This window comes from Pseudomonas sp. 22072 (assembly GCF_052046095.1).
GTDB lineage: Bacteria > Pseudomonadota > Gammaproteobacteria > Pseudomonadales > Pseudomonadaceae > Aquipseudomonas > Aquipseudomonas paracarnis.
Genome location: NZ_JBQEQE010000001.1, coordinates 123,866 through 148,138, shown reverse-complemented (window position 1 = coordinate 148,138; position 24,273 = coordinate 123,866). Strand labels below are relative to the sequence as shown.

The following is a 24,273-nucleotide window of genomic DNA, read 5'->3' as shown; positions in this document are numbered from 1 at the left end:
CATGCGCGAAACCGGTTTATTGAAACCTGCGATGCTTTGGCTGCTGCTGTTGGCACCGCTGTTTTTCAGCACCTACGGCTTCGCCACCTGGGTCACCAGCCAGCGCAGCGACGTCGGCACCCTGGTGTTCGGCTGGGAAACACACATGCCGTTCTGGGCATGGACCATCGTGCCCTACTGGTCCATCGACCTGCTTTACGGCTTCTCGTTGCTGCTACCCAACACGCGTCATGAGCTCAAACAGCATGCGCTGCGCCTGCTGAGTGCGCAGGTGATAGCCGTGAGTTGCTTCCTGATCTGGCCACTGCGCTTCACGTTTGAGCGGCCGGAACTGGACGGTGTGTTCGGTTGGTTGTTTGCGGTGCTGGCCGGTTTTGACAAGCCCTTCAACCAGGCGCCTTCGCTGCATATCGCGCTGCTGGTGATCCTGTGGGTGATGTACCAACGGCATACTCAAGGATTCTGGCGTTGGGTGGTGCACGGCTGGTTCGCGCTAATCGGGGTTTCGGTGCTGACCACTTATCAACATCACTTTATCGACTTACCCACAGGCGCCCTCGCGGGGTGGTTGTGCGTGTGGTTATGGCCGATGGAGCACCCGAGCCCCTTACTGAATGCACGGCTGACGCGGGATAACCAACGATGGCGGCTAGGGATACGCTATGGGCTGGGCGCAGTGATACTGACAGTGCTGGCCTGCTTATGCGGTGGCGCTTGCCTGTGGCTGCTATGGCCTGCGGTTTCTCTGGGGTTGATCACGGCCAACTACCTCGTACTCGGCGCGTCGGGCTTTCAAAAACGTGAGGATGGCCACCTTACGCCTGCGGCACGCTGGTTATATGCACCTTATCTGGCGGGCGCCTGGATCAATTCGCGGCTGTGGACGCGCAAACATCCTCAGGCCGATCCGATTGTGGATAACGTCTGGCTCGGGCGTATTCCTGCCACCCGCGAGCTGGGTTCATTCAAGGCCATTGTCGACTTATGCGCCGAACTGCCGATTAATCCACAGGGCCGTGCTTACGCCTGCGTGCCCGTGCTGGACCTGATCGCCCCAACCCCCGACGCATGCTTGAAAGCGGCCCACACCATTGAACGCCTGCAAGCGAGCGGCCCCCTGTTGGTGTGCTGTGCCCTCGGTTACTCACGCAGCGCCACCGCCGTCGCCGCCTGGCTGTTGAACACGGGGCGAGCCACCACGGTTGAGCAAGCGCTGGCTATTATTCGTACAGCGCGGGCCGATGTGGTCCTGCACCCCGAACACCGTCAAGCATTGGAGGGTTTGCCAAATGCCTGCTGATATGGAACTCCAGGTCGTCGCCAGCCTGTTGCGCCGCGGCCGCTCCCTGGATCAGTTATCCACAGGCCTGACGCTGCTAGGCGTGCTGTTTGGCCTCGCCCAGCTGCTGTTGGCCAGCATTTCCACCATTTGTCTGCTGTTGGCCCTGTGGATGATCGTGCTGGGCCTGCTGCAAAAGTATTGGGCGCTGCGGGTGGCCTTTGACGCCGACCTGTTCGCCCTGCTCGCTCGCGACACCACCCGCACGCCAGACCTGGACCAGGCCCTGCAAACCCTTGGCCTGCAATCGCCCAAGCGAGCCGGTCGGCCATGGACTGAACGCCGTCGCGGCGCCCTCAAACTGCTGCGTAAACAAGCCTGGCTGCTGGGCGCGCAAGCGCTGTTGACCCTGGGCGTCATTCTCGCCAGCCCTTGGCTACCTTTCGCCGGATAAGGAATTCCCATGTTCGAACCCGTGGTCGCCACGCTGATTACTTCCATGGCCCGCACCGTCACTGGCGCCCGCAGCCTGTGGCTGGGGTGCGCGCCGGTCCCGGTGCAGCGGATCTACTTCGCCAACCACAGCAGCCACGGCGACTTCGTCCTGGTGTGGGCATCACTGCCGCAGAACCTGCGCAAATTCACACGCCCGGTGGCTGGCAGTGATTACTGGAACAAGAGTGCGCTGCGCCGCTACATCATCAATCGAGTGTTCAATGGCGTGCTGATCGACCGTGAGCGCAAGGACCCTGTGGACAACCCATTGCAGCCCATGCTTGCGGCGTTGGAGGGCGGCGATTCGCTGATCATTTTTCCCGAAGGCACGCGCAATCTGGAGGATGGCTTGCTGCCGTTCAAAAGCGGTTTGTACCACCTGGCAAAGAGTTACCCACAGGCCGAGCTGGTCCCGGTGTGGATAGCCAACCTGAACCGGGTTATGCCCAAGGGCCGCGTATTGCCACTGCCCTTGTTATGCACCACCAGCTTCGGTGCCCCCCTGCAACTGGAAGAAGGCGAAGACAAAGCCGACTTCCTTGCCCGCAGCCGCGACGCCCTGCTCGCCCTTGCCCCGGAGCATTCCTGAGATGGATAGCCAAACCCTGATGTTATTTGGCGGCATCGGCGCGATCCTGGTCATCGCCTCGCTGATCGGCCTGATCCTCAAGCTGCGCACCCGTGGCAGCCCGAATGCCGTGATCGACAACCTCAACGCCCGCATCAACGCCTGGTGGGTGATGGTGGTGGTGATCGGCATCGCGTTCTGGCTCGGCACCGGCGCGGTGATCCTGCTGTTCTACGCGGTGTCGTTCTACGCCCTGCGCGAGTTCCTCACCCTCACGCCCACCCGACGCAGCGACTACCCGGCCCTGGTGGCCGCGTTCTACCTGGCCCTGCCGCTGCAATACCTGCTGATCTACGCCGACTGGTACGGGCTGTTCTCGATCTTCATCCCGGTGTACGTGTTCCTGCTGCTGCCGATCCTCGCCTCCCTGGGCGGCGACAGTACGCACTTTCTGGAACGGGCATCGAAGGTGCAATGGGGGCTGATGATCGCCGTGTTCTGCGTGTCTTTCGTCCCGGCACTACTGACCTTGGACATACCGGGCTACGAAGGCCGCAACCTGCTGCTGATCGCCTATCTGGTGATCGTGGTGCAACTGTCGGACGTATTGCAGTACGTGTGCGGCAAGCTGTTCGGCAAACGCAAGATCGCGCCCAACCTGTCGCCTTCGAAAACCGTGGAAGGGTTTGTGGGCGGAATTCTGCTGTCCTCCTTGATCGGCGCGGCGCTGTGGTGGACCACACCGTTCAATCCCTGGCAGTCGTTTCTGATCGCGCTGCTGATCAACTTGCTGGGGTTTGCGGGAGGGATTGTGATGTCGGCGATCAAGCGTGACCGCGGTGTGAAGGACTGGGGGCACATGATCGAAGGACACGGCGGGATGTTGGATCGGCTGGATTCGGTGTGCTTTGCGGCGCCGATCTTCTTTCATCTCGTGCGCTACTGGTGGACCTGACCCACCCCTTTCTCAAACCCGATGGAGATCAAAATGTGGCAGCTGGCTTGCCTGCGAAAGCGGTAGTGCAGTAACAGATGCAGCGACTGACACGCCGCCTTCGCGGGCAGGCCCGCTCCGACAGGGGATATGCGCCTACCTGTAGGTTTTATGGTGCTTTCAATGCCTCTAGCCAGTGATCTCGATATAGCTAGACTCTCCGCCTCCGGTCGCACCCGATAGCCAGCCCCAAACGAAACTCAGGGTAGTGCGCCCTGCGTGATCAACACCTAACGTGCCTCGTGACCACCCTGCGAGCAGCTCCCCGTCCAGGGTGACGCACTGATAAAGCAGCTCGATAATATCTGGGCCGGTCACCCGCCCGACCTGCGTTCCCAGGCGAATTCGGCCCCCCTGATAAATGCTCGAAATCACCCCGTCTTCGACTTTGTAATGAAACACGGTGCCGGTACCGGACAGGCCTTGCGCGTTATTCGCGACCACAAACCGACGATTGTGCAGACGTGCGTGGACGGTAGCAGAAGGGCTTTGCATCAATACGCATCCTTGAATTGAGCGAATCCAGAACGAAAAAAAGGGGCTGTTTAAAACAGCCCCTATTGGGTACGTCAGTAAGGCTTATTCCACCGTCACCGACTTCGCCAGATTACGCGGCTGGTCAACGTCGGTGCCTTTGAGCACGGCGACGTAGTACGACAGCAACTGCAGCGGGATGGTGTAGAGGATCGGCGACAGCGTGTCGTGGATATGCGGCATGTTGATGACGTGGGTGCCTTCACCGTTGGTCATGCCGGCTTTTTCATCTGCGAAAACGATCAGTTGGCCGCCACGGGCGCGTACTTCCTGCAGGTTGGATTTGAGCTTCTCCAGCAGTTCGTTGTTCGGCGCCACGGTAACCACTGGCATGTCGTCGTCCACCAGGGCCAATGGGCCGTGCTTCAGCTCGCCGGCCGGGTAGGCTTCGGCGTGGATGTACGAGATCTCCTTGAGTTTCAGCGAGCCTTCCATCGCCACCGGGTACTGCGCGCCACGGCCGAGGAACAGGGTGTGGTTCTTGTCGGCAAACAGCTCGGCGACTTTTTCCACAGTGCTGTCCATGGCCAGGGCTTCGCCCAAGCGAGTTGGCAGGCGGCGCAGCTCTTCTACCAGGGTGGCTTCAACACCTTCGGCGAGGGTGCCGCGCACCTGGCCCAAGGACAGGGTCAGCAGCAACAGGCCCACCAGTTGGGTGGTGAAGGCTTTGGTGGAGGCCACGCCGATTTCGCGACCGGCCTGGGTCAGCAGGGTCAGGTCGGATTCACGCACCAGGGAGCTGATGCTGACGTTGCAAATCGCCAGACTGCCGAGGAAGCCCAGCTCCTTGGCGTTGCGCAAGGCAGCCAGGGTATCGGCGGTTTCACCAGACTGGGAAATGGTCACGAACAGGGTGTCGGGCTGCACCACGACCTTGCGGTAGCGGAACTCGCTGGCGACTTCGACCTGGCACGGGATGCCGGCCAGTTCTTCCAACCAGTAACGCGCCACCATACCGGCGTGGTAGCTGGTGCCACAGGCGACGATCTGCACGTTGCGCACTTTGGCGAACAGTTCGGCGGCTTGCGGGCCGAAAGCGTTCACCAATACTTGGTTCTGGCTCAGGCGACCTTCCAGGGTGCGCTGTACCACGGATGGTTGCTCGTGGATTTCCTTGAGCATGAAGTGGCGGAACTCGCCTTTGTCGGCGGCTTCGGCACCGTCGCGGTATTGCACGGCTTCGCGCTCGACGGACTGACCATTCACATCCCAGATCTGCACGCTTTCACGGCGGATGTCGGCAATGTCGCCTTCTTCCAGATACATGAAGCGGTCGGTCACTTGGCGCAGGGCCAGTTGGTCGGAGGCAAGGAAGTTCTCGCCCAGGCCCAGGCCGATCACCAATGGGCTGCCACTGCGTGCGGCAACCAGGCGGTCAGGCTGGCTGGCGCTGATCACGGCCAGGCCGTAGGCGCCATGCAGTTCCTTGACCGTGGCCTTGAGGGCGGTGGTCAGGTCGCTTTGATCCTTGAGCTTGTGGTTGAGCAGGTGGGCGATCACTTCGGTGTCAGTGTCCGAGGTGAACACATAGCCTAGGCCCTTGAGCTGTTCACGCAGCACTTCGTGGTTTTCGATGATGCCGTTGTGCACCACGGCCAGGTCGCCGGAGAAGTGCGGGTGAGCGTTACGCTCGCACGGTGCACCGTGGGTGGCCCAACGGGTGTGGGCAATGCCCAGGCGGCCTGCCAGCGGCTCACCGGCCAGGGCTTGGTCCAGTTCGCTGACCTTGCCCGGGCGGCGCATGCGCTCCAGCTTGCCGGCGTTGGTGAAGACGGCCACACCGGCGCTATCGTAGCCGCGGTATTCGAGGCGCTTGAGGCCTTCGATCAGGATGGCAGTAACGTTACGTTCGGCGACTGCGCCAACAATTCCACACATGGTGTTTCTCCTAGATGATTGCCGCGCATATCAGCGTAATGCCGCGGGCTTGGATCTGGTCGCGGGCCTCGAGCGGCAGGCGATCATCGGTAATAAGGGTATGGACGCTGCTCCAGGGCAGTTCCAGGTTGGGAATCTTGCGGCCGATCTTGTCGGATTCGACCATCACCACCACTTCACGGGCGACCTCGGCCATCACACGGCTCAAGCCCAGCAGTTCGTTGAAGGTAGTGGTACCGCGCTGCAGGTCGATGCCATCGGCACCGATGAACAGCTGGTCAAAGTCATAGGAACGCAGCACCTGCTCAGCGACCTGGCCCTGGAACGAATCCGAATGTGGGTCCCAGGTACCCCCGGTCATCAACAGCACCGGCTCGTGTTCCAATTCGCTCAAGGCGCGGGCCACGTTCAGGGAGTTGGTCATCACCACCAGGCCCGGCTGATGGCCCAGTTCGGGGATCATCGCGGCGGTAGTGCTGCCGCTGTCGATGATGATGCGCGCATGTTCACGCAAACGCTTCACGGCCGCACGGGCGATGGCGCGCTTGTAGGCCGAGATGGGCTGGGCAGCGTCGCCCACCAGCTCTTGGGGCATAGTGATTGCACCGCCGTAGCGACGCAGGAGCAAGCCGTTACTTTCGAGGGCAGCAAGGTCCTTGCGGATGGTCACTTCCGAAGTTTCGAAATGTTTGGCCAACTCGTCCACGCTGACTTCGCCCTGCTCGTTGAGCAAGGTGAGGATATTGTGGCGTCGCTGGGGGGTGTTTCGTTTCGACATGGTAGTGATAAGTTTCGTTTCGAAAGATAACGAAGGCAATCAAAACCTATTGGGGAAAGATCGTCAAGAGGCGGAAGGCATTTTTGTAGAGCTTTCGGGCATGCCACTAAACAACTGTGGGAGCTGGCTTGCCTGCGATAGCTGCGTGTCAGGCGACATCATGATGAATGTCAGACCGCTATCGCAGGCAAGCCAGCTTCCACAGGAGTGAGTCTCAACCTATCGAGTTGTGGATAACTCAGCTCTTTTTGATCTTGACCGGGCGTTTCCAGCCGTCGATGTTGCGTTGGCGGGCGCGGGCAACGGCCAGTTGGGACTTATCCACATCCTGGTTGATGGTCGAGCCCGCTGCGGTGTTGGAACCATCACCGATGGTCACGGGAGCAACCAGCGAGTTATTGGACCCGATGAACACGTCTTCACCAATGGTGGTCTGGTACTTGTTGGCACCGTCATAGTTGCAGGTGATGGTGCCAGCGCCGATGTTGGTGCGTGCGCCGATGACGGCATCCCCCAGATAAGTCAGGTGGCCGACTTTGGCGCCTTCGCCGAGGTGAGCGTTTTTCAGTTCGACAAAGTTACCCACATGGGCCTGGGCCCCCAGCTCACTACCCGGACGCAAGCGCGCAAACGGCCCGGCATCGCTGCCCTCACCCATCACGGCACCGTCGATATGGCTGTTGGCCTTGACCACCACGCCTTTGCGCAAGGTGCTGTCCTTGATCACGCAGTTCGGACCGATGACCACACCGTCTTCAATGATCACGCGGCCTTCGAGGATCACATTGATATCGATCAGGACGTCGCGGCCCACCGTGACTTCGCCACGTACATCGAAACGCGCCGGGTCTCGCAGGGTCACGCCCTGGGCCATCAGGCGCAGGCCTTCGCGCAGTTGATAGTGACGTTCCAGCTCTGCCAGTTGTTTGCGGTCGTTGGCGCCCTGCACTTCCATCGGATGGTGGGGCTGCTCGGTGGCGACCAGCAGGCCATCGCTGACGGCCATCTCGATGACGTCGGTGAGGTAGTACTCGCCCTGAGCGTTGTTGTTGGACAGGCGGCTCATCCAGTCGGCGAGCTTGTTGGCAGGCACGGCGAGAATGCCGGTATTGCCTTCAGTAATCGCGCGCTGGGCTTCGCTGGCATCTTTGTGTTCAACGATGGCAGCCACCTTGCCGTCGGCGTTGCGCACAATGCGGCCGTAGCCCGTAGGGTCATCCAGCTCAACGGTCAGCAGGCCCATCTGGCCAGGCACCACGTGCTTGAGCAGGCGTTGCAAGGTTTCCACTTCAATCAGCGGGACATCGCCGTAGAGGATCAATACCGTGTCCGCAGTGATGAAAGGCACAGCCTGCGCGGTCGCGTGGCCGGTGCCCAGTTGCTTGTCTTGCAATACGAAATTCAGATCGTCCGCAGCCAGACGCTCACGGACCACGTCGGCACCGTGGCCAATCACCACATGAATACGTTGTGGGTCCAACTGGCGGGCACTGTGGATAACATGGCCCAGCATGGAGTTGCCGGCTACCGGATGCAGTACCTTGGGCAGGGCTGAACGCATGCGGGTGCCCTGGCCTGCGGCGAGAATGACGATTTCAAGAGACATGAATGGCTACCAATCCTGGGCGGTCCGGGTTCAGACCAAAGAAGTGTTTTGCAAAAAAAGAAAAAGGGTAGCCGAGGCTACCCTTTTTAATCAATCACGCATGAAACAAAACGGCGACGCCGCTTACTTCTTGCGGATCTGCTGGAGAGTACGCAGCTGGGCTGCGGCCTCGGCCAGACGGACTGCAGCAGCGCTGTAGTCGAAGTCTGCGCCTTTTTCGTTCAGCGCCTTCTCGGCAGCCTTGACGGCTTCCTGAGCGGAGGCTTCATCCAGGTCGCCAGCACGTTGCACGGTGTCGGCAAGTACCTTGACCATGTTCGGCTGAACCTCGAGGAAACCACCGGAGATGTAAAACACCTCACGTTCCCCGCCTTGCTTGGTCAGAGTGATCGGACCTGGCTTCAAGCTTGTGATCAGCGGGGCGTGACCCATGGCGATACCAAGATCACCCAGGTCACCGTGCGCTGTTACAAACTCGACCAGACCGGAGAAAATTTCTCCTTCCGCGCTGACGATATCGCAATGGACTGTCATAGCCATCTGATTGCCTCAACCTGATGAGCGCCCGTTTCCGGGCGCCAGGATTACAGTTTCTTGGCTTTCTCGATCGCTTCTTCGATGCCGCCGACCATGTAGAACGCTTGTTCTGGCAGGTGGTCGTAGTCACCGTTGAGGATGCCTTTGAAGCCAGCAATGGTGTCTTTCAGGGAAACGTATTTACCCGAGGCACCGGTGAAGACTTCAGCCACGAAGAACGGCTGCGACAAGAAACGCTGGATCTTACGAGCACGGTTTACCAACTGCTTGTCGGCTTCCGACAGCTCGTCCATACCCAGGATCGCAATGATGTCCTTCAGTTCTTTGTAACGCTGCAGCACGTACTGAACACCGCGAGCGGTGTCGTAGTGCTCCTGGCCGATCACGTTCGGGTCCAGCTGGCGCGAAGTCGAGTCGAGTGGATCGACCGCTGGGTAGATACCCAGGGAAGCGATGTCACGGGACAGAACGACGGTGGCGTCCAAGTGGGCGAAGGTGGTGGCTGGCGACGGGTCGGTCAAGTCATCCGCAGGTACGTATACCGCTTGGATCGAGGTGATCGAACCTTCCTTGGTCGAAGTGATACGCTCTTGCAGAACGCCCATCTCTTCAGCCAGGGTCGGCTGGTAACCTACTGCCGAAGGCATACGGCCCAGCAGTGCGGATACTTCAGTACCGGCCAGGGTGTAACGGTAGATGTTGTCGACGAACAGCAGAACGTCGTTACCTTCGTCACGGAACTTCTCGGCCATGGTCAGGCCAGTCAGGGCTACGCGCAGACGGTTTCCCGGCGGCTCGTTCATCTGACCGTAAACCAGTGCCACTTTGTCCAGAACGTTGGAGTCCTTCATCTCGTGGTAGAAGTCGTTACCCTCACGAGTACGCTCACCAACACCTGCGAACACGGAATAACCGCTGTGCTCGATGGCGATGTTACGGATCAGTTCCATCATGTTTACGGTCTTGCCAACACCGGCACCACCGAACAGACCGACTTTACCGCCTTTGGCGAACGGGCAAACCAAGTCGATGACCTTGATGCCGGTTTCCAGCAGGTCGTTGCCGCCCGCTTGTTCTGCGAACGAAGGTGCTGCGCGGTGAATGCCCCAGCGCTCTTCGGTGGCAATCGGGCCAGCTTCGTCGATAGGGTTGCCCAGTACGTCCATGATCCGGCCCAGAGTCGCTTTACCGACCGGTACGGAGATGGCAGCGCCAGTGTCGACAACGTCCAGACCGCGCTTCAAGCCTTCGGTGGAACCCATCGCAATGGTACGAACTACGCCGTCGCCCAGCTGCTGCTGAACTTCCAGGGTAGTTTCCGCGCCTTGTACTTTCAGCGCGTTGTAGATGCTCGGTACGCTGTCGCGTGGAAATTCCACGTCGATAACGGCGCCGATGATTTGAACGATACGTCCGCTACTCATAGCTGGATCCTCTGAATATTTGAACCGTTAAACCGCGGCAGCGCCGCCGACGATTTCCGAGATCTCTTGGGTGATCGCAGCCTGACGCGCCTTGTTGTAGATCAGCTGCAAATCGCTGATCAGATCACCGGCGTTATCGGTAGCGTTTTTCATCGCGATCATCCGCGCCGCTTGTTCAGCTGCGTTGTTCTCGACCACCGCCTGGTACACCTGCGACTCCACGTAGCGCACCATCAAGCCGTCAAGCAGCTCTTTGGCGTCTGGTTCGTAGAGGTAGTCCCAGTGGTGCTTGAGTTCCTGATCCGGAGTCGCCACCAGTGGAATCAATTGCTCCACGGTTGGCTGCTGGGTCATGGTGTTGATGAACTTGTTGGATACCACGGAGAGGCGGTCAATACGGCCTTCCAGGTACGCATCCAGCATCACCTTCACACTGCCGATCAAATCATTGATCGACGGCTCTTCACCCAGGTGGCTGATAGCTGCAACGACGTTACCGCCGAAGTTGCGGAAAAAGGCCGCACCCTTGCTACCAACAACACACAGATCAATCTCGACGCCGTTTTCGCGGTTTACCGCCATGTCCTTGACCAGGGCCTTGAACAGGTTGGTATTCAGACCACCGCACAAACCACGGTCACTGCTCACTACCACATAACCCACACGCTTGACGGCGCGGTCGATCATGAACGGGTGGCGGTATTCCGGGTTGGCGTTGGCCAGATGCCCAATTACCTGGCGGATACGCTCCGCATAAGGACGGCTAGCAGCCATGCGCATTTGTGCCTTGCGCATTTTGCTGACCGCCACTTTTTCCATGGCGCTGGTAATTTTTTGCGTGCTTTTGATGCTCGCAATCTTACTGCGAATCTCTTTTGCGCCTGCCATGTAACACCTATCAGGTTAGCAAGCGGGAGCCTTGCGGCTCCCGCTGCGGCTTACCAGGTTTGGGTGGCCTTGAACTTCTCGATACCGGCTTTCATGCCAGCGTCGATATCGTCATTGAAGTCACCCTTCACGTTGATCTTCGCCATCAATTCGGCGTGATCGCGGTTGAAGTAAGCAATCAGCGCTTGTTCAAAGCTGCCGACCTTGGCGATTTCAACGTCGGTCAGGAACCCACGCTCAGCGGCATACAGCGACAACGCCATGTCAGCGATCGACATTGGGGCGTATTGCTTCTGCTTCATCAGCTCGGTAACGCGCTGACCATGCTCAAGTTGCTTACGGGTCGCTTCGTCCAGGTCAGAAGCGAACTGGGCGAATGCCGCCAGTTCACGATACTGAGCCAGAGCGGTACGGATACCACCGGAGAGCTTCTTGATGATCTTGGTCTGAGCGGCACCACCCACACGGGATACCGAAACACCGGCGTTCACTGCAGGGCGGATGCCCGAGTTGAACATGGCCGATTCCAGGAAGATCTGACCGTCGGTGATGGAAATCACGTTGGTCGGAACGAACGCGGAAACGTCGCCAGCCTGGGTTTCGATGATCGGCAGTGCGGTCAGGGAACCGGTTTTGCCGGTCACTGCGCCGTTGGTGAACTTCTCTACGTACTCTTCGGAAACGCGGGATGCGCGCTCCAGCAGACGGGAGTGGAGATAGAACACGTCGCCTGGGTAAGCTTCACGGCCTGGTGGACGGCGCAGCAGCAGGGAAATCTGGCGATAAGCCACTGCTTGCTTGGACAGATCGTCATAAACGATCAGCGCGTCTTCACCGCGGTCGCGGAAGAATTCACCCATGGTGCAGCCGGAGTACGGTGCCAGGAATTGCAGCGCAGGAGATTCCGAAGCACTGGCAGCCACGATGATCGTGTTGGCCAGGGCGCCGTTTTCTTCCAGCTTGCGAACTACGTTGGCGATGGTCGATTGCTTCTGACCGATGGCTACGTAGACGCAGAAAATGCCGCTGTCTTTCTGGTTGATGATCGCGTCGATCGCCAGAGCGGTTTTACCGATCTGACGGTCACCGATGATCAGCTCACGCTGGCCACGGCCGACTGGGATCATGGCATCGACAGCCTTGTAGCCAGTCTGTACAGGCTGGTCTACCGACTTACGCCAGATCACGCCTGGAGCAACTTTCTCGACCGCGTCGGTCTCGGTGTTGCCCAGTGGACCTTTACCGTCAACAGGGTTACCCAGTGCGTCGACTACGCGACCCAGCAGTTCCTTACCAACCGGAACTTCCAGGATGCGGCCTGTGCACTTGGCGCTCATGCCTTCAGCCAGACTGGTGTACGCGCCCAATACAACGGCACCTACGGAGTCTTGCTCCAGGTTGAGGGCCATACCGTAGACGCCGCCCGGAAACTCGATCATCTCGCCGTACATTACGTCGGCCAGACCGTGAATCCGCACGATGCCGTCAGATACGCTGACGACAGTGCCTTCGTTACGGGCTTGGGAGGTCACATCGAGCTTGTCGATGCGGCCCTTGATAATTTCACTTATTTCGGAAGGATTGAGTTGCTGCATTGCTCTGCTGCCCCTTCAAACTCAAGATTTCAATGCTTCGGCAAGTTTCGCGATTTTGCCGCGAATCGAGCCATCGATAACCAGGTCGCCGGCACGGATAACAACACCACCAATAAGCGATGCGTCCTCCGAAGCTTGCAGGCGCACTTCCCGATTGAGTCGTGCACTGAGAACCTTGGCGAGTTTGTCTTGCTGTTCTTGGTTCAATGCGAAAGCACTGGTCACTTCAACGTCTACCGATTTCTCTGCTTCGGCCTTGTACAGGTCGAACAGAGCGGCGATCTCCGGCAATAGCGGGAGACGGTCGTTTTCGGCAATGACGTGGATGAAGTTCTGCACCTTCACATCAAACTTGTCGCCGCACACTTCAATAAAAGTGGCGGCCTTGTCTGCGCTCGTCAGGCGCGGGGCCTTGAGCACGCGCTGCATTGTGTCGTCTTGCGACACTGCTGCAGCCAGGCCGAGCATGGCTGACCAAGAGGCCAGCTGCTGGTGGGCCTGGGCGTGCTCGAAGGCTGCCTTAGCGTAAGGTCGGGCCAACGTGGTCAGTTCTGCCATGATCGCCCTCGCTTAAATTTCAGCAGCCAGTTTGTTAACCAGCTCCGCGTGCGCGTTTTGATCGATTGTGGCACCGAGGATCTTCTCAGCACCGCCAACGGCCAGAGCACCCAGTTGGGCACGCAGCGCGTCTTTGACACCGTTCAGTTCCTGTTCGATCTCGGCATGAGCCGAAGCCTTCACACGGTCAGCTTCGACGCGGGCTTTTTCAACAGCCTCTTCGACGATCTGGTTACCGCGTTTCTTGGCTTGCTCAATGATCTCGGCTGCCTGTGCTTTAGCTTCGCGCAGTTGCTGACCCACTTTCTCGTGGGCCAACTCCAGGTCGCGAGCTGCACGGCTGGCAGCGTCCAAACCATCCGCGATCTTCTTCTGACGTTCGTGCAAAGCCGCGATGACCGGAGGCCACACGAACTTCATGCAAAACACTACAAAAATGAAGAACGCAACGGATTGGCCAATCAGGGTTGCATTAATGTTCACGCCAACACCTCGCTCATTCGTTGTCCATCACCCCAATCACTCGAAAAGTCGAGTGATTAGCCAGCGAGTTGACCAACGAAGGGGTTCGCGAAGGTGAAGAACAGTGCGATACCAACGCCGATCATGGTCACGGCGTCGAGCAGGCCGGCGACGATGAACATTTTAACTTGCAGCATTGGGACCATTTCTGGCTGACGCGCTGCGCCTTCCAGGAATTTGCCGCCCAGCAGGCCGAAACCAATGGCAGTACCCAGGGCGCCCAGGCCGATCAACAGTGCAACAGCGATAGCGGTTAGACCAACTACAGTTTCCATCTTTCCTCCCGACTTTTACGTCGTATGGTTTAGGTTTTTTAGATTTTAAAGCGGTAAAACAAATCGTTTCATAGCCCTGTTGGGCCACCTTCCCGTTTGACCGGGAAGGACATCAGACTAGTCGAGACTGGTCTTAATGGTTCTCTTCGTGCGCCATCGACAGGTAGACGATGGTCAGCATCATGAAGATGAAGGCCTGCAGGGTAATGATCAGGATGTGGAACACAGCCCACGCCCACTGCAGAACTACGCCCAGGCCGCTAAGCCAGAGCAGACCGCTGCCGAACATCACAGCGATCAGAATGAACACCAGCTCGCCGGCATACATGTTGCCGAACAGTCGCAGAGCCAGGGAAATCGGCTTGGCGATCAGGGTGACGAATTCCAGCAGGAAGTTCACCGGGATCAGCAGGGCTTGAACGAAGATGTTCTTGCTGCCGAACGGGTGCAGGGTCAGTTCGCCGATGAAGCCGCCGATGCCCTTGACCTTGATGCTGTAGAAAATGATCAGCGCGAATACCGACAGAGCCATGCCCAGTGTGGCGTTCGGGTCAGTGGTGGATACGGCGCGGAATGGAATGTGCGGGTCGCCGGAGATCGCCATGGCCAACTGAGGAATCCAGTCCACCGGAATCAGGTCGACGGCGTTCATCAGGAACACCCAGACGAAGATGGTCAGTGCCAGCGGTGCAATCACCGGGCTACGGCCATGGAAGCTGTCTTTCACGCTGCCATCGACGAATTCGACCAATACTTCAACGAAGTTCTGCAAAGCACCTGGCTGACCGGAAGTCGCCTTCTTTGCCGCCATGCGGAAAATCAGAACGAAGATCAGGCCCAATGCGACCGACCAACCCAGAGTATCCAGGTGGAAAGCCCAGAAACCCATTTCTTTGGCTTCTGCTGCGGTGTGGGCAAAGCCCCAGCCGCCATTAGGAAGCTGACCGAAGGTCAGGTTCTGCAAGTGGTGCTGGATATAGCCCGAAGCGGTTGTTTCTGCCATGGTTGCCTCAAACGCCCTAAGGTTTCGAAAGTCTTGTTTTCATTAGCAGGGGAGCGAACCAGCTGACCAGTTGGGTCAACACGAAGACGCCGAATACAGCCAGCGGCGCCAATGGCTTCACACCTGCAAAGGTCAGTGCAAACAGCACTGCCGTCAAAATCAGTTTCCCCGCCTCGCCGGCATAAAAAGACCGGACGATAGCCTGGGCTGCTCGGGCGCCGGAAAACCGAAAGGCCCTGTGAGCAAAATACATATTGGGCAGCAAGGCTATCAGGCCTCCGCAGAGTCCTGAATACCCGGCTACGACTCCATGCCAATACCAAAGCGCCAATGCGGCGATCAGCAAAATGACAAATTGAGCCATTAGAACCGGAAAAACAGCCAAGCGATGGAACGGCAACGTGTTTGGCGTGCGGGTTTCCATCACTCTTGCTCCTCAATGGTCGGCTGCCGGAAATCAATAACTTGGCATAATTTGTGCCGACAAAATGCGCGCAGAGTATAGGGGCGGTTCAGCCCCTATTCAACTGTCGGGTAGTGATTTCCGATCACGCGCTACATAAGCAAATGTTTCAGCGGATGTGGGCAAGGACGCCTTGAAGCTCGTCAAGGGAGTTATATCCGATGACCAATTGCCCTTTGCCCTTCTTGCCGTGACGAATTTGCACCGCAGAGCCCAGGCGCTCGGCCAGGCGCTGCTCGAGTCGTGCGATATCGGGATCAGGTTTGGCGGTTTCGACCGGTGCAGGTTTGCCGCTGAGCCACTGGCGCACCAGCGCTTCAGTCTGACGCACGGTCAGGCCTCGTGCGACAACGTGTCGCGCCCCTTCAATCTGTTGATTTTCCGGCAAACCGAGCAATGCACGGGCATGGCCCATTTCCAGGTCGCCGTGGGACAACATGGTCTTGATCACTTCCGGCAGCGCGATCAAACGCAACAAGTTGGACACGGTGACGCGGGACTTGCCCACTGCCTCGGCCACTTGTTGCTGGGTGAGCTGGAATTCCTGCTGCAAACGCTGCAACGCAATCGCTTCTTCGATCGGGTTGAGGTCTTCACGCTGGATATTCTCGATCAACGCCATGGCGATCGCGGTTTCATCCGGTACATCGCGCACCATCGCCGGGATGGTTTCCTTGCCGGCCTGCTGGCTGGCACGCCAGCGGCGCTCCCCGGCGATGATCTCAAAGCGGCCACCGCCAATGGGGCGCACTACGATGGGCTGCATCACGCCCTGGGCCTTGATCGAGTTGGACAGTTCTTCCAGGGCCTGGGGGTCCATGTCCCGACGTGGCTGGTATTTGCCCCGCTGGATCAGGTCCAGCGGCAAGTGCTGCAACTCGCGCTCGTCGGCCTGCACCGCTTGTTCTTCAAGCGATGTGACGGTCGGACCACTCAACAGTGCATCCAGTCCACGTCCGAGACCTCGTTTCTTGACGGCCATGGGGATTCCTTAAGTTGGCTGGGCTGCAGCGGTGCGTGAATTACGGCGTTGGCGACGAACCATCTCGCCAGCCAATGCCAGGTAGGCAATGGCACCACGCGAGGATTTGTCGTACGCCAGCGCGGGCATGCCATAGCTTGGCGCTTCGGCCAGGCGGATGTTGCGTGGAATCACGGTGTCGTACAACTGATCGCCAAAGTGCTCCTTGAGCTGCGCCGATACATCGTTCATCAGGCTCAGGCGCGGGTCATACATCGTACGCAGCAGGCCTTCGACTTTCAGGTTCGGGTTGAGCAACTCGGCAATTCGCTTGATGTTATCCACAAGGTCGCTCAAGCCTTCGAGAGCGAAGTACTCGCACTGCATGGGGATAATTACCCCATCGGCGGCAACCAGCGCGTTAAGCGTGAGCATCGACAGCGACGGTGGGCAGTCGATCAAAATGTAATCGTAGTTTTCGCGAATGGGCGCCAGGGCGCTGCGCAGACGGCTTTCTTTCATCTGCATTTCCAGCAGCACCACTTCCGCCGCGGTCAGATCGCGGTTGGCCGGCAGCAGTTGGTAACCGCCGTGCTCGGAATAGTGCATGGCCTGGGCCAGGTCGCATTCGCCAATCAGCAAATCGTAGACCGAGTTTTCCAGGCCGTGTTTATCCACACCGCTACCCATGGTGGCGTTGCCCTGTGGATCGAGATCGATCAACAGCACCCGACGCTTGGTCGCGACCAGGGATGCTGCGAGGTTGATACAGGTGGTGGTTTTACCCACGCCACCTTTCTGGTTCGCTATCGCGAATACCTTAGCCATTCTTGCTTGTGTTCCCAATCATGCCGTGCGGCGCAGTATCAGCAGATGGCGTTGGCCTTGGCAACCAGGTACGGCCAAGGCGTGTTCGCTATCGAGGTGGAAGTCTGCCGGCAATGCTAACAGCTCGTCGCTTGGATGAACGCCCTTCATTGCCAACCAGCGGGTATCACGGTCGCCCAGGTGGCGTGTCCAGTTGCTGAAGTTCTCCATGCTGCTGAACGCCCGAGACACGATCCCGTTGAAAGGCAGTTCAGGCGTGAATGCTTCGACACGACTGTGGATAACTTGCAGGTTATCCAGCTTGAGTTCGAGTTTGACCTGGGTCAGGAAGCGGGTTTTCTTGCCGTTGCTGTCCAGGCAGGTCACGTGGGACTCGGGAAACAGGATCGCCAACGGGATGCCAGGCATGCCGCCGCCGCTGCCCACATCGAGCCAACGGCCATTTTCGATAAACGGCATCACGCTGAGGCTGTCGAGCAAATGCCGCGACACCATCTCGTCTGGGTCACGCACTGCTGTCAGGTTGTAAGCCTTGTTCCATTTGATCAACAGGGCCAGGTAGCCCAGCAGTAGCTCATGCTGGGCTTCGGTCAGGGCTACGCCCAACTGACGCGCTCCTGTGGATAACTCTTCGGCGTGTTGCGAGGTGACCAACGAACTCAAGCGCTTTGCTCCAACTGACGGCCCGCGCCGCGTTTTTTCAAATGAATCATCAACAGCGAGATGGCTGCCGGAGTGACGCCAGGGATACGTGAAGCCTGCCCGAGGGTTTCCGGCCGAGTTATCCCCAACTTGCTTTGAATTTCCTTCGACAACCCGGAAATCCCGCTGTAGTCGATATCCACAGGCAGTTTGGTGTCTTCACTGGCTCGCAGCCGGGCGATCTCGTCCTGCTGGCGATCAATGTAGCCTGCGTATTTGGTCTTGATTTCAACCTGTTCAGCAACCTGTGGGTCTTCTGCGCCCTGGCCAGTCACTTCGACCAGACCAGCGTAGTCGATTTCCGGGCGGGAAAGCAGGTTGAGCAAGTTGTACTCATGGGTCAACGGCGTGCCGAATTTTTCTGCAATGGCGTCGCCTTGCTCCGTGCCCGGGCGAACCCAGGTACTTTTCAGACGCTGTTCTTCGAGCGCAATGCTTTCGCGTTTTTTGCAGAAGGCCGCCCAGCGGGCGTCATCGACCAGGCCCAGCTCGCGACCTTTTTCGGTCAAGCGCAGGTCGGCGTTGTCTTCGCGCAGGATCAGACGGTATTCCGCCCGAGATGTGAACATCCGGTACGGTTCCTGGGTACCCAGGGTAATCAGGTCGTCGACCAATACGCCGATGTAGGCTTCATCGCGACGCGGGCACCAGCTGTCTTTGCCTTGTGCACGCAATGCTGCGTTGGTCCCGGCCAGCAAACCTTGGGCCCCGGCTTCTTCATAACCGGTAGTGCCGTTGATTTGGCCGGCGAAGAACAGGCCGCCGATCACTTTGGTTTCCAGGCTGTATTTCAGGTCGCGCGGGTCGAAGTAGTCGTACTCGATGGCGTAGCCCGGACGCACGATGTGCGCGTTTTCCATACCGCGAATCGACTGCACGATCTGGATTTGCACATCGAACGGCAGCGAAGTGGAAATTCCGTTGGGGTACAGCTCGTGGGTGGTCAAGCCTTCGGGTTCGATAAAGACCTGGTGGCTTTCCTTGTCGGCAAAGCGGTGGATCTTGTCTTCGATCGACGGGCAATAACGCGGGCCAATGCCTTCGATCACCCCGGAATACATCGGCGAACGATCAAGGTTCGCGGCAATGATTTCGTGGGTTCGGGCGTTGGTGTGGGTAATCCAGCAGCTGACCTGTTTCGGGTGCTGTTCTTTGGAACCCATGAACGACATGACCGGGATCGGCGTGTCGCCGGCTTGCTCGGTCATCATCGAGAAATCCACAGAACGCCCATCAATGCGTGGCGGGGTTCCGGTTTTCAAACGGCCGACGCGCAGCGGTAGTTCACGCAGACGTTTTGCCAAGGCAATCGACGGCGGGTCACCGGCACGACCACCGGAATAATTTTGCATACCGATGTGGATAAGTCCGCCGAGGAACGTGCCCGTGGTCAGTACGACCGAATCTGCATGAAAACGCAGACCCATTTGCGTAACGACACCGCGTACCTGGTCCTGCTCGACGATCAAGTCATCGGCGGCCTGCTGAAATATCCACAGGTTCGGCTGGTTTTCCAGGGTTTCGCGTACCGCTGCCTTGTACAGGATGCGGTCGGCCTGAGCCCGGGTAGCACGTACGGCCGGGCCTTTGCGGCTGTTGAGCACGCGAAATTGAATACCACCCTTGTCGGTGGCCATCGCCATTACCCCGCCAAGGGCATCGATTTCCTTGACCAGATGGCTTTTGCCAATCCCGCCAATTGCGGGGTTGCAACTCATGGCACCGAGGGTTTCCACGTTATGCGTCAGCAACAGGGTTTTTACGCCCATGCGTGCTGACGCCAGTGCTGCCTCGGTACCGGCATGACCGCCGCCGATGACGATCACTTCAAAACGGGAAGGGAAATCCACCACGCACCTCGTGCCTGCTTATGTAGGTAATCAGGAATTGTTTGTTGAAAGGGTTCTACAGCTTTGGCGGCAAGTATAGGGACTTCGCCCTTCCTAAAGAACCCTTTGCACAAAATTTAACCAGCTGTGGATGAATCACAGACAATAGAAATTAAAAGAGAGAAATTTATTAAATCTTTGTTTTTATGTTTATTTATACTGAGCAACATTTCTGTGGATAGATCTCTGCAGGCCTTTATTTTCAATGTGTACAGCGATTCAAAACGTTGTGGTCATCTGCCGATGAGGCCCTTGGATAAGTGCTTTAAGCCTGTGGATTAAACGACTGGTTATCCACAGGTGGGTTTTTACTCAGGTTTCAGGCCCTGTTATCAACTGGGCACAACCGCGGTTATTCACAGGGCTTAATCCACAGAAACGGCCGATTTCGTCCATGGCAAAGCTGGGAATTAATCCCGGGTGGGACAAAAACAGATCTATTGTGGGAAAACACTGGGCCAGTTAATAATAGCGATTATCATTAACCTACCTTGTCGCGCCTATGCCTTCCTCCTCACATACCGCAGCGGTCCAGCACATCTATGAACAGCACCATTCGTGGTTGCGCGGATGGCTCAAGGGAAAATTGCATAACGCCAGCGATGCAGCCGATGTGGCCCACGATACGTTCGTGCGCATGCTCGGTGGATGTCACGCAGCGCAGATCCGTGAACCACGGGACTATCTGACGACCATCGCCAGGGGTCTGGTGATTGACCGCTATCGGCGGCACGCCATCGAGCAGGCCTACAGGCAAACCCTGGCAGAGCGTCCCGAAACCACAGCTATCAGTGAAGAAGACAAGGCAATCATCATCGAAACCCTAGTGGCTGTGGATAAAGCGCTGTCTGGCCTGGGTGAGCGGGCACGGCGAATTTTCGTGCTCGCACAGATTGAAGGGCTGACTTATCAAAAGATCGCCGATCAACTGCAGGTATCGCTGACCACGGTGAAGAAACACATGATCCGCGCCCTCACCGAATGCTCCCTGATCATGGCCAGCCGGTAATGGTCAGCCCCGACCGCAAGACGTTCGAGGCCGCTGCCAGTTGGTACGTGCAATTTCAGTCGCAACCACCGACGCCCGCACAACATCAAGCCTGGCAGCAGTGGCTTAATCGTGACCCATCCCACCAGGCGGCTTGGAACCAGATGGAGCAGTTGCAGCGCAGCCTTGGAGCCCTGTCCCCTGACCTCACACGCCGCGCGTTGTCCACCACGCAACAGCGGCGCCAGGTCCTCAAGTGGATGCTGGTGCTCGGCGGCAGTGGCTATCTGGGGTGGAACGTCCAGCAACATACGTCGCTGGGCAACATATGGGCTGATTACCGCACGTCGGTGGGCCAGAGGCGACGCATCGAGCTGGCGGATGGCACGCAGATCAATCTCAATACTCATACCGCTATCGATGTGGCATTTGATGGGCGACAACGTTTGATCCGTCTGCGCGAGGGTGAAGTGCTTATCCACACCGGCACACGGGGTGGGCACTTACCGTTTTATGTCGAAACTCGCCAAGGCCGGGTCCAGGCGCTGGGCACTCGGTTTACTGTGCGCCAACTGCCGGACGCCACGCGGGTTGGTGTCTTGGAAGAACGGGTTGAGATATCCCCCGGCGACCAACCCGAACTTCGCCGCACTATTGGCGCGGGTGAGAGCGCAGAGTTTGATCGGCGCAATGTGCGCGCTGCCCAGCGATATGGCGGAGTACAGGCCGCCTGGGTCGATGGCCAACTGATCGTGCTCGATGCTCGGCTGGAAGAAGTTATCGATGAGTTGGCGCGCTATCGGCCGGGCGTATTGCACTGCGACCCAGCCTCTGCAGGCCTACGCGTTTCCGGGACCTTCCGTCTGGACTCAACCGATGCCGTCCTCACTAACCTGCAAGCGAGCCTGCCGATTCAAGTGAAATACTTTACGCGCTATTGGGTGTCGGTCACCCGAATCGGCTGATCGAAAAAATAATCCACAGAGGGTTATCTTTTTTTGACCTGGTGCGGCCCTACAGGTAATCACGACGCTACCTTCAGGGCTTACTCACCTATGCGCCTTCCCACCCCGCTCCGCAAACGACTTTCCTGCCACAGCATGACCTACGGTCTGCAGTTCATCACCGCTACCACCGGTGTGTTGTTAGCCACCGCCGTCACGGCCGCCAGCGCAACGCAATACTATGCAATTGCCGCTGGCCCGCTGGACAATGCGTTGAGCCAGTTTGCTGCCAGGGCCAATGTGATTCTGTCCTTCTCCCCCCAGCAAACCGCGCGTTTGAATACGCCGGGGCTGCAAGGTGACTATTCGGTGGACCAGGGCTTTGCGCTGCTGCTGCAGAACTCGGACCTGCAGGCGGTCGCACAAGCTCCCGGCAGCTATGTATTACAGGCGGCCCCTGCTGGCCGACTCACGTTGGCACCCACCACTGTGAGCACTTATCAACAGGGCGGCTTCAATCAAGAGATCGCCGGGGATGTAGGCTACAAGGCGCAGAACAGCCGGATCGGCACGAAGACCAGCACACCGCTGTCCGAGACTCCGCGTTCGGTGTCCGTTGTCACTGGCCAGCGTATCAAGGACCAGAAATCTCAAACCCTGACAGACGTGTTGGGCTACGTACCGGGAATCTTCGCCCCACCGTTCGCTGCGGGCGACGGCTTGGCAGGCGATCTGTTTTTCATTCGCGGTTTCAATGCCACGGATTACGGCTACGGCCTGCTGCGAGATGGCCTGCGAGTTCAAGGCAATCGATACGACACCACCAGCGAACCCTACGGCCTGGAACGGGTCGAGATTTTCCGCGGCCCGTCTTCCCTGCTCTACGGTGAAAACGCACCCGGTGGTTTGGTTAATCTGGTGAGTAAACACCCGACTGCAACCCCGCAAGGCGAGGTGCAGGTGAATTATGGTTCGAATAATCGACGCCAGTTGGGTGTGGATATCTCGGGCCCGCTCAACGACAGTGACAATATTCTGGGCCGGGTGGTGATGCTGGGGCGTAAATCCGACACACAGACCGATCACGTCCCGGACGATCGTCTATATATCGCGCCATCCCTGACCCTGAACTTCGACGACTACAACACCCTGACGCTGCTGGCCAACTACCAGAAAGACCATACCAACCTGGAACTTGGCCTACCCGCCGCCGGTACGCTGCTTACAAATCCCAACGGGAAGCTGTCCAAACACACCCTACTGGGCAATCCGGACTGGAACACATTTGAACGCGAAGCGTGGAGCACCAGCTATGAGTTCAGCCACAGCTTCAATGATGACTGGCAGTTCCGTCAGAACTCGCGCTATATGCAGTCACGCATCAACCGGCACGAAACCTGGCCTGGCTCATTGAATAACGGTGGCTTCGGCACCCGGCTGAACATGAACGCCTATGACCGCTACAACAAATCGATGGTCTATTCCCTGGATAACCAGCTCGAAGGCAAGTTCCAGTTGGGCAGTGTGGAAAACACAGTGCTATTGGGCGCCAGCTATGACCGAACCTCGTTCAATCAAGACTGGGATGCGGGTTTCGCCGGCACCATCGATGTGTATAACCCGGTGTACCTGCGCGACCCGCTCACTCCCCTGGCAGTGCAAAACACTTTGCTTGAACAGCAGATGAAAGGGGTTTATGCACAGATCCAAAGCAAATACGACCATTGGCTCTTTCTGCTCGGAGGCCGCCAGGATTGGGTCGACAGCAATTACCGAGACAAGGTCAAGCCATCGAGCAATATCAACTCACAGGATCGTAAATTCACTTACCAGGGCGGGGTGATGTACCAGTTCGACAACGGCCTTACGCCGTATGTCAGCTATTCCACCGCGTTTGTCCCCGTGCAGCAGATCTCCAACGCCGGCTCGCCGTTGAAACCGATCACCAGCAGCCAATATGAAGTGGGCGTTAAGTACGAACCGATCGGCTGGGATACGGCGATGACCGTGTCGGTGTATGACCTGCGCAAGCAGGACGATACCTACCTCGATGCCACCACCAACAGCTATCGCCAAGTCGGTGAAAGTCGCGCCAAGGGCGTGGAAGTCGAGGTCAACAGCAACATCAGCTCCAACTTCAACGTGACGGCGGCCTATACCTACACTGACGCCCGGATAACCAAGGATTCGGCCACTTCGCTGGTAGAAGGCCGTCAGATGACAGGCGTGCCGCGTAACCAGGCTTCGGTGTGGGGCAAATATCGCTTTCTCGACGGCCAACTCAAGGGTTTCTCCCTGGGCGGCGGGGTGCGCTATTTCGACAGTACCTTTTCCTACACCCCGCCTACGCTCTACGGGAAGCTGGACGCAGGAAGCGTCACCTTGGTGGATGCGGCACTGGGTTATCAGATCAACCCACACTGGTCGGTGGACCTGAACGCCAAGAACCTGTTCGACAAGGAATATGTATCCGGTTGCAACGATGCGGGGCGTTGCTATTGGGGTGACAGCCGTACCTTGCTCGGTACGGTGTCTTACAACTGGTAGACGAGGTGGATAACTCG

The 24,273-nt window shown here is 58.1% G+C and carries 24 protein-coding genes; 7 read left to right on the top strand and 17 right to left on the bottom strand.

Features of this window, described 5'->3' with window-relative positions; all coding sequences use genetic code 11:
• Nucleotide 1: 1 nt before the first annotated feature.
• The 4 genes from ACTJLA_RS00710 to ACTJLA_RS00695 are packed head-to-tail and all read left to right on the top strand — an operon-like array spanning nt 2 to nt 3,297.
• Entirely contained in the window at nt 2–1,300 is a 1,299-nt protein-coding gene (locus tag ACTJLA_RS00710; RefSeq protein WP_440840603.1) for a phosphatase PAP2/dual specificity phosphatase family protein, read from the top strand.
• Nucleotides 1,290–1,733: a hypothetical protein gene (locus ACTJLA_RS00705; RefSeq protein WP_054896098.1), complete on the top strand. Its 444-nt coding sequence runs from the start codon at nt 1,290–1,292 to the stop codon at nt 1,731–1,733. Before ACTJLA_RS00710 ends, ACTJLA_RS00705 begins: the two co-directional genes overlap by 11 nt.
• 9 nt (nt 1,734–1,742) lie before the next feature.
• Complete coding sequence (locus ACTJLA_RS00700; protein ID WP_034129175.1) at nt 1,743–2,363, top strand: lysophospholipid acyltransferase family protein; 621 nt, start codon at nt 1,743–1,745, stop codon at nt 2,361–2,363.
• A 1-nt stretch (nt 2,364) separates the two neighbouring features.
• Complete coding sequence (locus ACTJLA_RS00695) at nt 2,365–3,297, top strand: phosphatidate cytidylyltransferase (RefSeq protein ID WP_034129176.1); 933 nt, start codon at nt 2,365–2,367, stop codon at nt 3,295–3,297.
• A gap of 168 nt (nt 3,298–3,465) precedes the next feature.
• On the opposite strand, the gene ACTJLA_RS00690 is transcribed toward ACTJLA_RS00695, so the two are convergent.
• The 17 genes from ACTJLA_RS00690 to mnmG all read right to left on the bottom strand — a co-directional run bounded on the left by ACTJLA_RS00690 (nt 3,466) and on the right by mnmG (nt 19,738).
• The gene (locus tag ACTJLA_RS00690) at nt 3,466–3,831 is read right to left on the bottom strand and encodes a hypothetical protein (RefSeq protein WP_314547375.1); all 366 of its coding nucleotides are present in this window, start codon (nt 3,829–3,831) and stop codon (nt 3,466–3,468) included.
• Nucleotides 3,832–3,915: 84 nt separating this feature from the next.
• Nucleotides 3,916–5,748, bottom strand: a complete 1,833-nt coding sequence (glmS, locus tag ACTJLA_RS00685; protein ID WP_054898302.1) for a glutamine--fructose-6-phosphate transaminase (isomerizing) — start codon at nt 5,746–5,748, stop codon at nt 3,916–3,918.
• Between the two features lie 10 nt (nt 5,749–5,758).
• On the bottom strand, nt 5,759–6,526 hold the full coding sequence (locus ACTJLA_RS00680; protein WP_003195822.1) for a DeoR/GlpR family DNA-binding transcription regulator: 768 nt from the start codon (nt 6,524–6,526) through the stop codon (nt 5,759–5,761).
• A 238-nt stretch (nt 6,527–6,764) separates the two neighbouring features.
• A complete protein-coding gene (gene glmU / locus ACTJLA_RS00675) occupies nt 6,765–8,132 on the bottom strand; it encodes a bifunctional UDP-N-acetylglucosamine diphosphorylase/glucosamine-1-phosphate N-acetyltransferase GlmU (protein WP_054898304.1) in 1,368 nt (455 codons plus the stop codon).
• A 123-nt stretch (nt 8,133–8,255) separates the two neighbouring features.
• Entirely contained in the window at nt 8,256–8,672 is a 417-nt protein-coding gene (locus ACTJLA_RS00670) for a F0F1 ATP synthase subunit epsilon (protein WP_003195825.1), read from the bottom strand.
• A 44-nt stretch (nt 8,673–8,716) separates the two neighbouring features.
• Nucleotides 8,717–10,093, bottom strand: coding sequence for a F0F1 ATP synthase subunit beta (gene atpD / locus ACTJLA_RS00665; RefSeq protein ID WP_003195827.1), 1,377 nt, complete (start codon nt 10,091–10,093; stop codon nt 8,717–8,719).
• 27 nt (nt 10,094–10,120) lie between these two features.
• The gene (atpG, locus tag ACTJLA_RS00660) at nt 10,121–10,981 is read right to left on the bottom strand and encodes a F0F1 ATP synthase subunit gamma (protein WP_003233565.1); all 861 of its coding nucleotides are present in this window, start codon (nt 10,979–10,981) and stop codon (nt 10,121–10,123) included.
• A 50-nt stretch (nt 10,982–11,031) separates the two neighbouring features.
• Nucleotides 11,032–12,576: a F0F1 ATP synthase subunit alpha gene (gene atpA, locus ACTJLA_RS00655; protein WP_003195831.1), complete on the bottom strand. Its 1,545-nt coding sequence runs from the start codon at nt 12,574–12,576 to the stop codon at nt 11,032–11,034.
• Between the two features lie 21 nt (nt 12,577–12,597).
• Complete coding sequence (locus ACTJLA_RS00650) at nt 12,598–13,134, bottom strand: F0F1 ATP synthase subunit delta (RefSeq protein WP_003195833.1); 537 nt, start codon at nt 13,132–13,134, stop codon at nt 12,598–12,600.
• A gap of 12 nt (nt 13,135–13,146) precedes the next feature.
• The gene (locus tag ACTJLA_RS00645) at nt 13,147–13,617 is read right to left on the bottom strand and encodes a F0F1 ATP synthase subunit B (RefSeq protein ID WP_003195835.1); all 471 of its coding nucleotides are present in this window, start codon (nt 13,615–13,617) and stop codon (nt 13,147–13,149) included.
• A 56-nt stretch (nt 13,618–13,673) separates the two neighbouring features.
• Complete coding sequence (gene atpE, locus ACTJLA_RS00640; protein ID WP_002555987.1) at nt 13,674–13,931, bottom strand: F0F1 ATP synthase subunit C; 258 nt, start codon at nt 13,929–13,931, stop codon at nt 13,674–13,676.
• Nucleotides 13,932–14,064: 133 nt separating this feature from the next.
• On the bottom strand, nt 14,065–14,934 hold the full coding sequence (gene atpB / locus ACTJLA_RS00635; protein ID WP_003195886.1) for a F0F1 ATP synthase subunit A: 870 nt from the start codon (nt 14,932–14,934) through the stop codon (nt 14,065–14,067).
• Nucleotides 14,935–14,950: 16 nt separating this feature from the next.
• A complete protein-coding gene (locus tag ACTJLA_RS00630; RefSeq protein ID WP_034129181.1) occupies nt 14,951–15,358 on the bottom strand; it encodes a F0F1 ATP synthase subunit I in 408 nt (135 codons plus the stop codon).
• Between the two features lie 148 nt (nt 15,359–15,506).
• Complete coding sequence (locus tag ACTJLA_RS00625) at nt 15,507–16,379, bottom strand: ParB/RepB/Spo0J family partition protein (RefSeq protein WP_314547360.1); 873 nt, start codon at nt 16,377–16,379, stop codon at nt 15,507–15,509.
• 9 nt (nt 16,380–16,388) lie between these two features.
• Nucleotides 16,389–17,186, bottom strand: a complete 798-nt coding sequence (locus ACTJLA_RS00620; protein ID WP_005792605.1) for a ParA family protein — start codon at nt 17,184–17,186, stop codon at nt 16,389–16,391.
• An 18-nt stretch (nt 17,187–17,204) separates the two neighbouring features.
• Complete coding sequence (rsmG, locus tag ACTJLA_RS00615; RefSeq protein ID WP_003195893.1) at nt 17,205–17,849, bottom strand: 16S rRNA (guanine(527)-N(7))-methyltransferase RsmG; 645 nt, start codon at nt 17,847–17,849, stop codon at nt 17,205–17,207.
• Nucleotides 17,846–19,738, bottom strand: coding sequence for a tRNA uridine-5-carboxymethylaminomethyl(34) synthesis enzyme MnmG (gene mnmG, locus ACTJLA_RS00610; protein WP_072445717.1), 1,893 nt, complete (start codon nt 19,736–19,738; stop codon nt 17,846–17,848). The genes rsmG and mnmG overlap by 4 nt, the downstream gene beginning before the upstream one ends.
• Before the next feature lie 541 nt (nt 19,739–20,279).
• Between mnmG and ACTJLA_RS00605 the strand changes: the two genes are divergently transcribed.
• From ACTJLA_RS00605 to ACTJLA_RS00595, 3 genes are all read left to right on the top strand, one after another.
• Nucleotides 20,280–20,786 (top strand): sigma-70 family RNA polymerase sigma factor, encoded by a 507-nt coding sequence (locus ACTJLA_RS00605; protein ID WP_054898308.1) that lies wholly within the window; start codon nt 20,280–20,282, stop codon nt 20,784–20,786.
• Nucleotides 20,786–21,730, top strand: coding sequence for a FecR domain-containing protein (locus ACTJLA_RS00600; protein ID WP_054898309.1), 945 nt, complete (start codon nt 20,786–20,788; stop codon nt 21,728–21,730). Before ACTJLA_RS00605 ends, ACTJLA_RS00600 begins: the two co-directional genes overlap by 1 nt.
• Before the next feature lie 135 nt (nt 21,731–21,865).
• The gene (locus ACTJLA_RS00595; RefSeq protein ID WP_371262602.1) at nt 21,866–24,256 is read left to right on the top strand and encodes a TonB-dependent siderophore receptor; all 2,391 of its coding nucleotides are present in this window, start codon (nt 21,866–21,868) and stop codon (nt 24,254–24,256) included.
• The last annotated feature ends 17 nt before the right edge of the window (nt 24,257–24,273 follow it).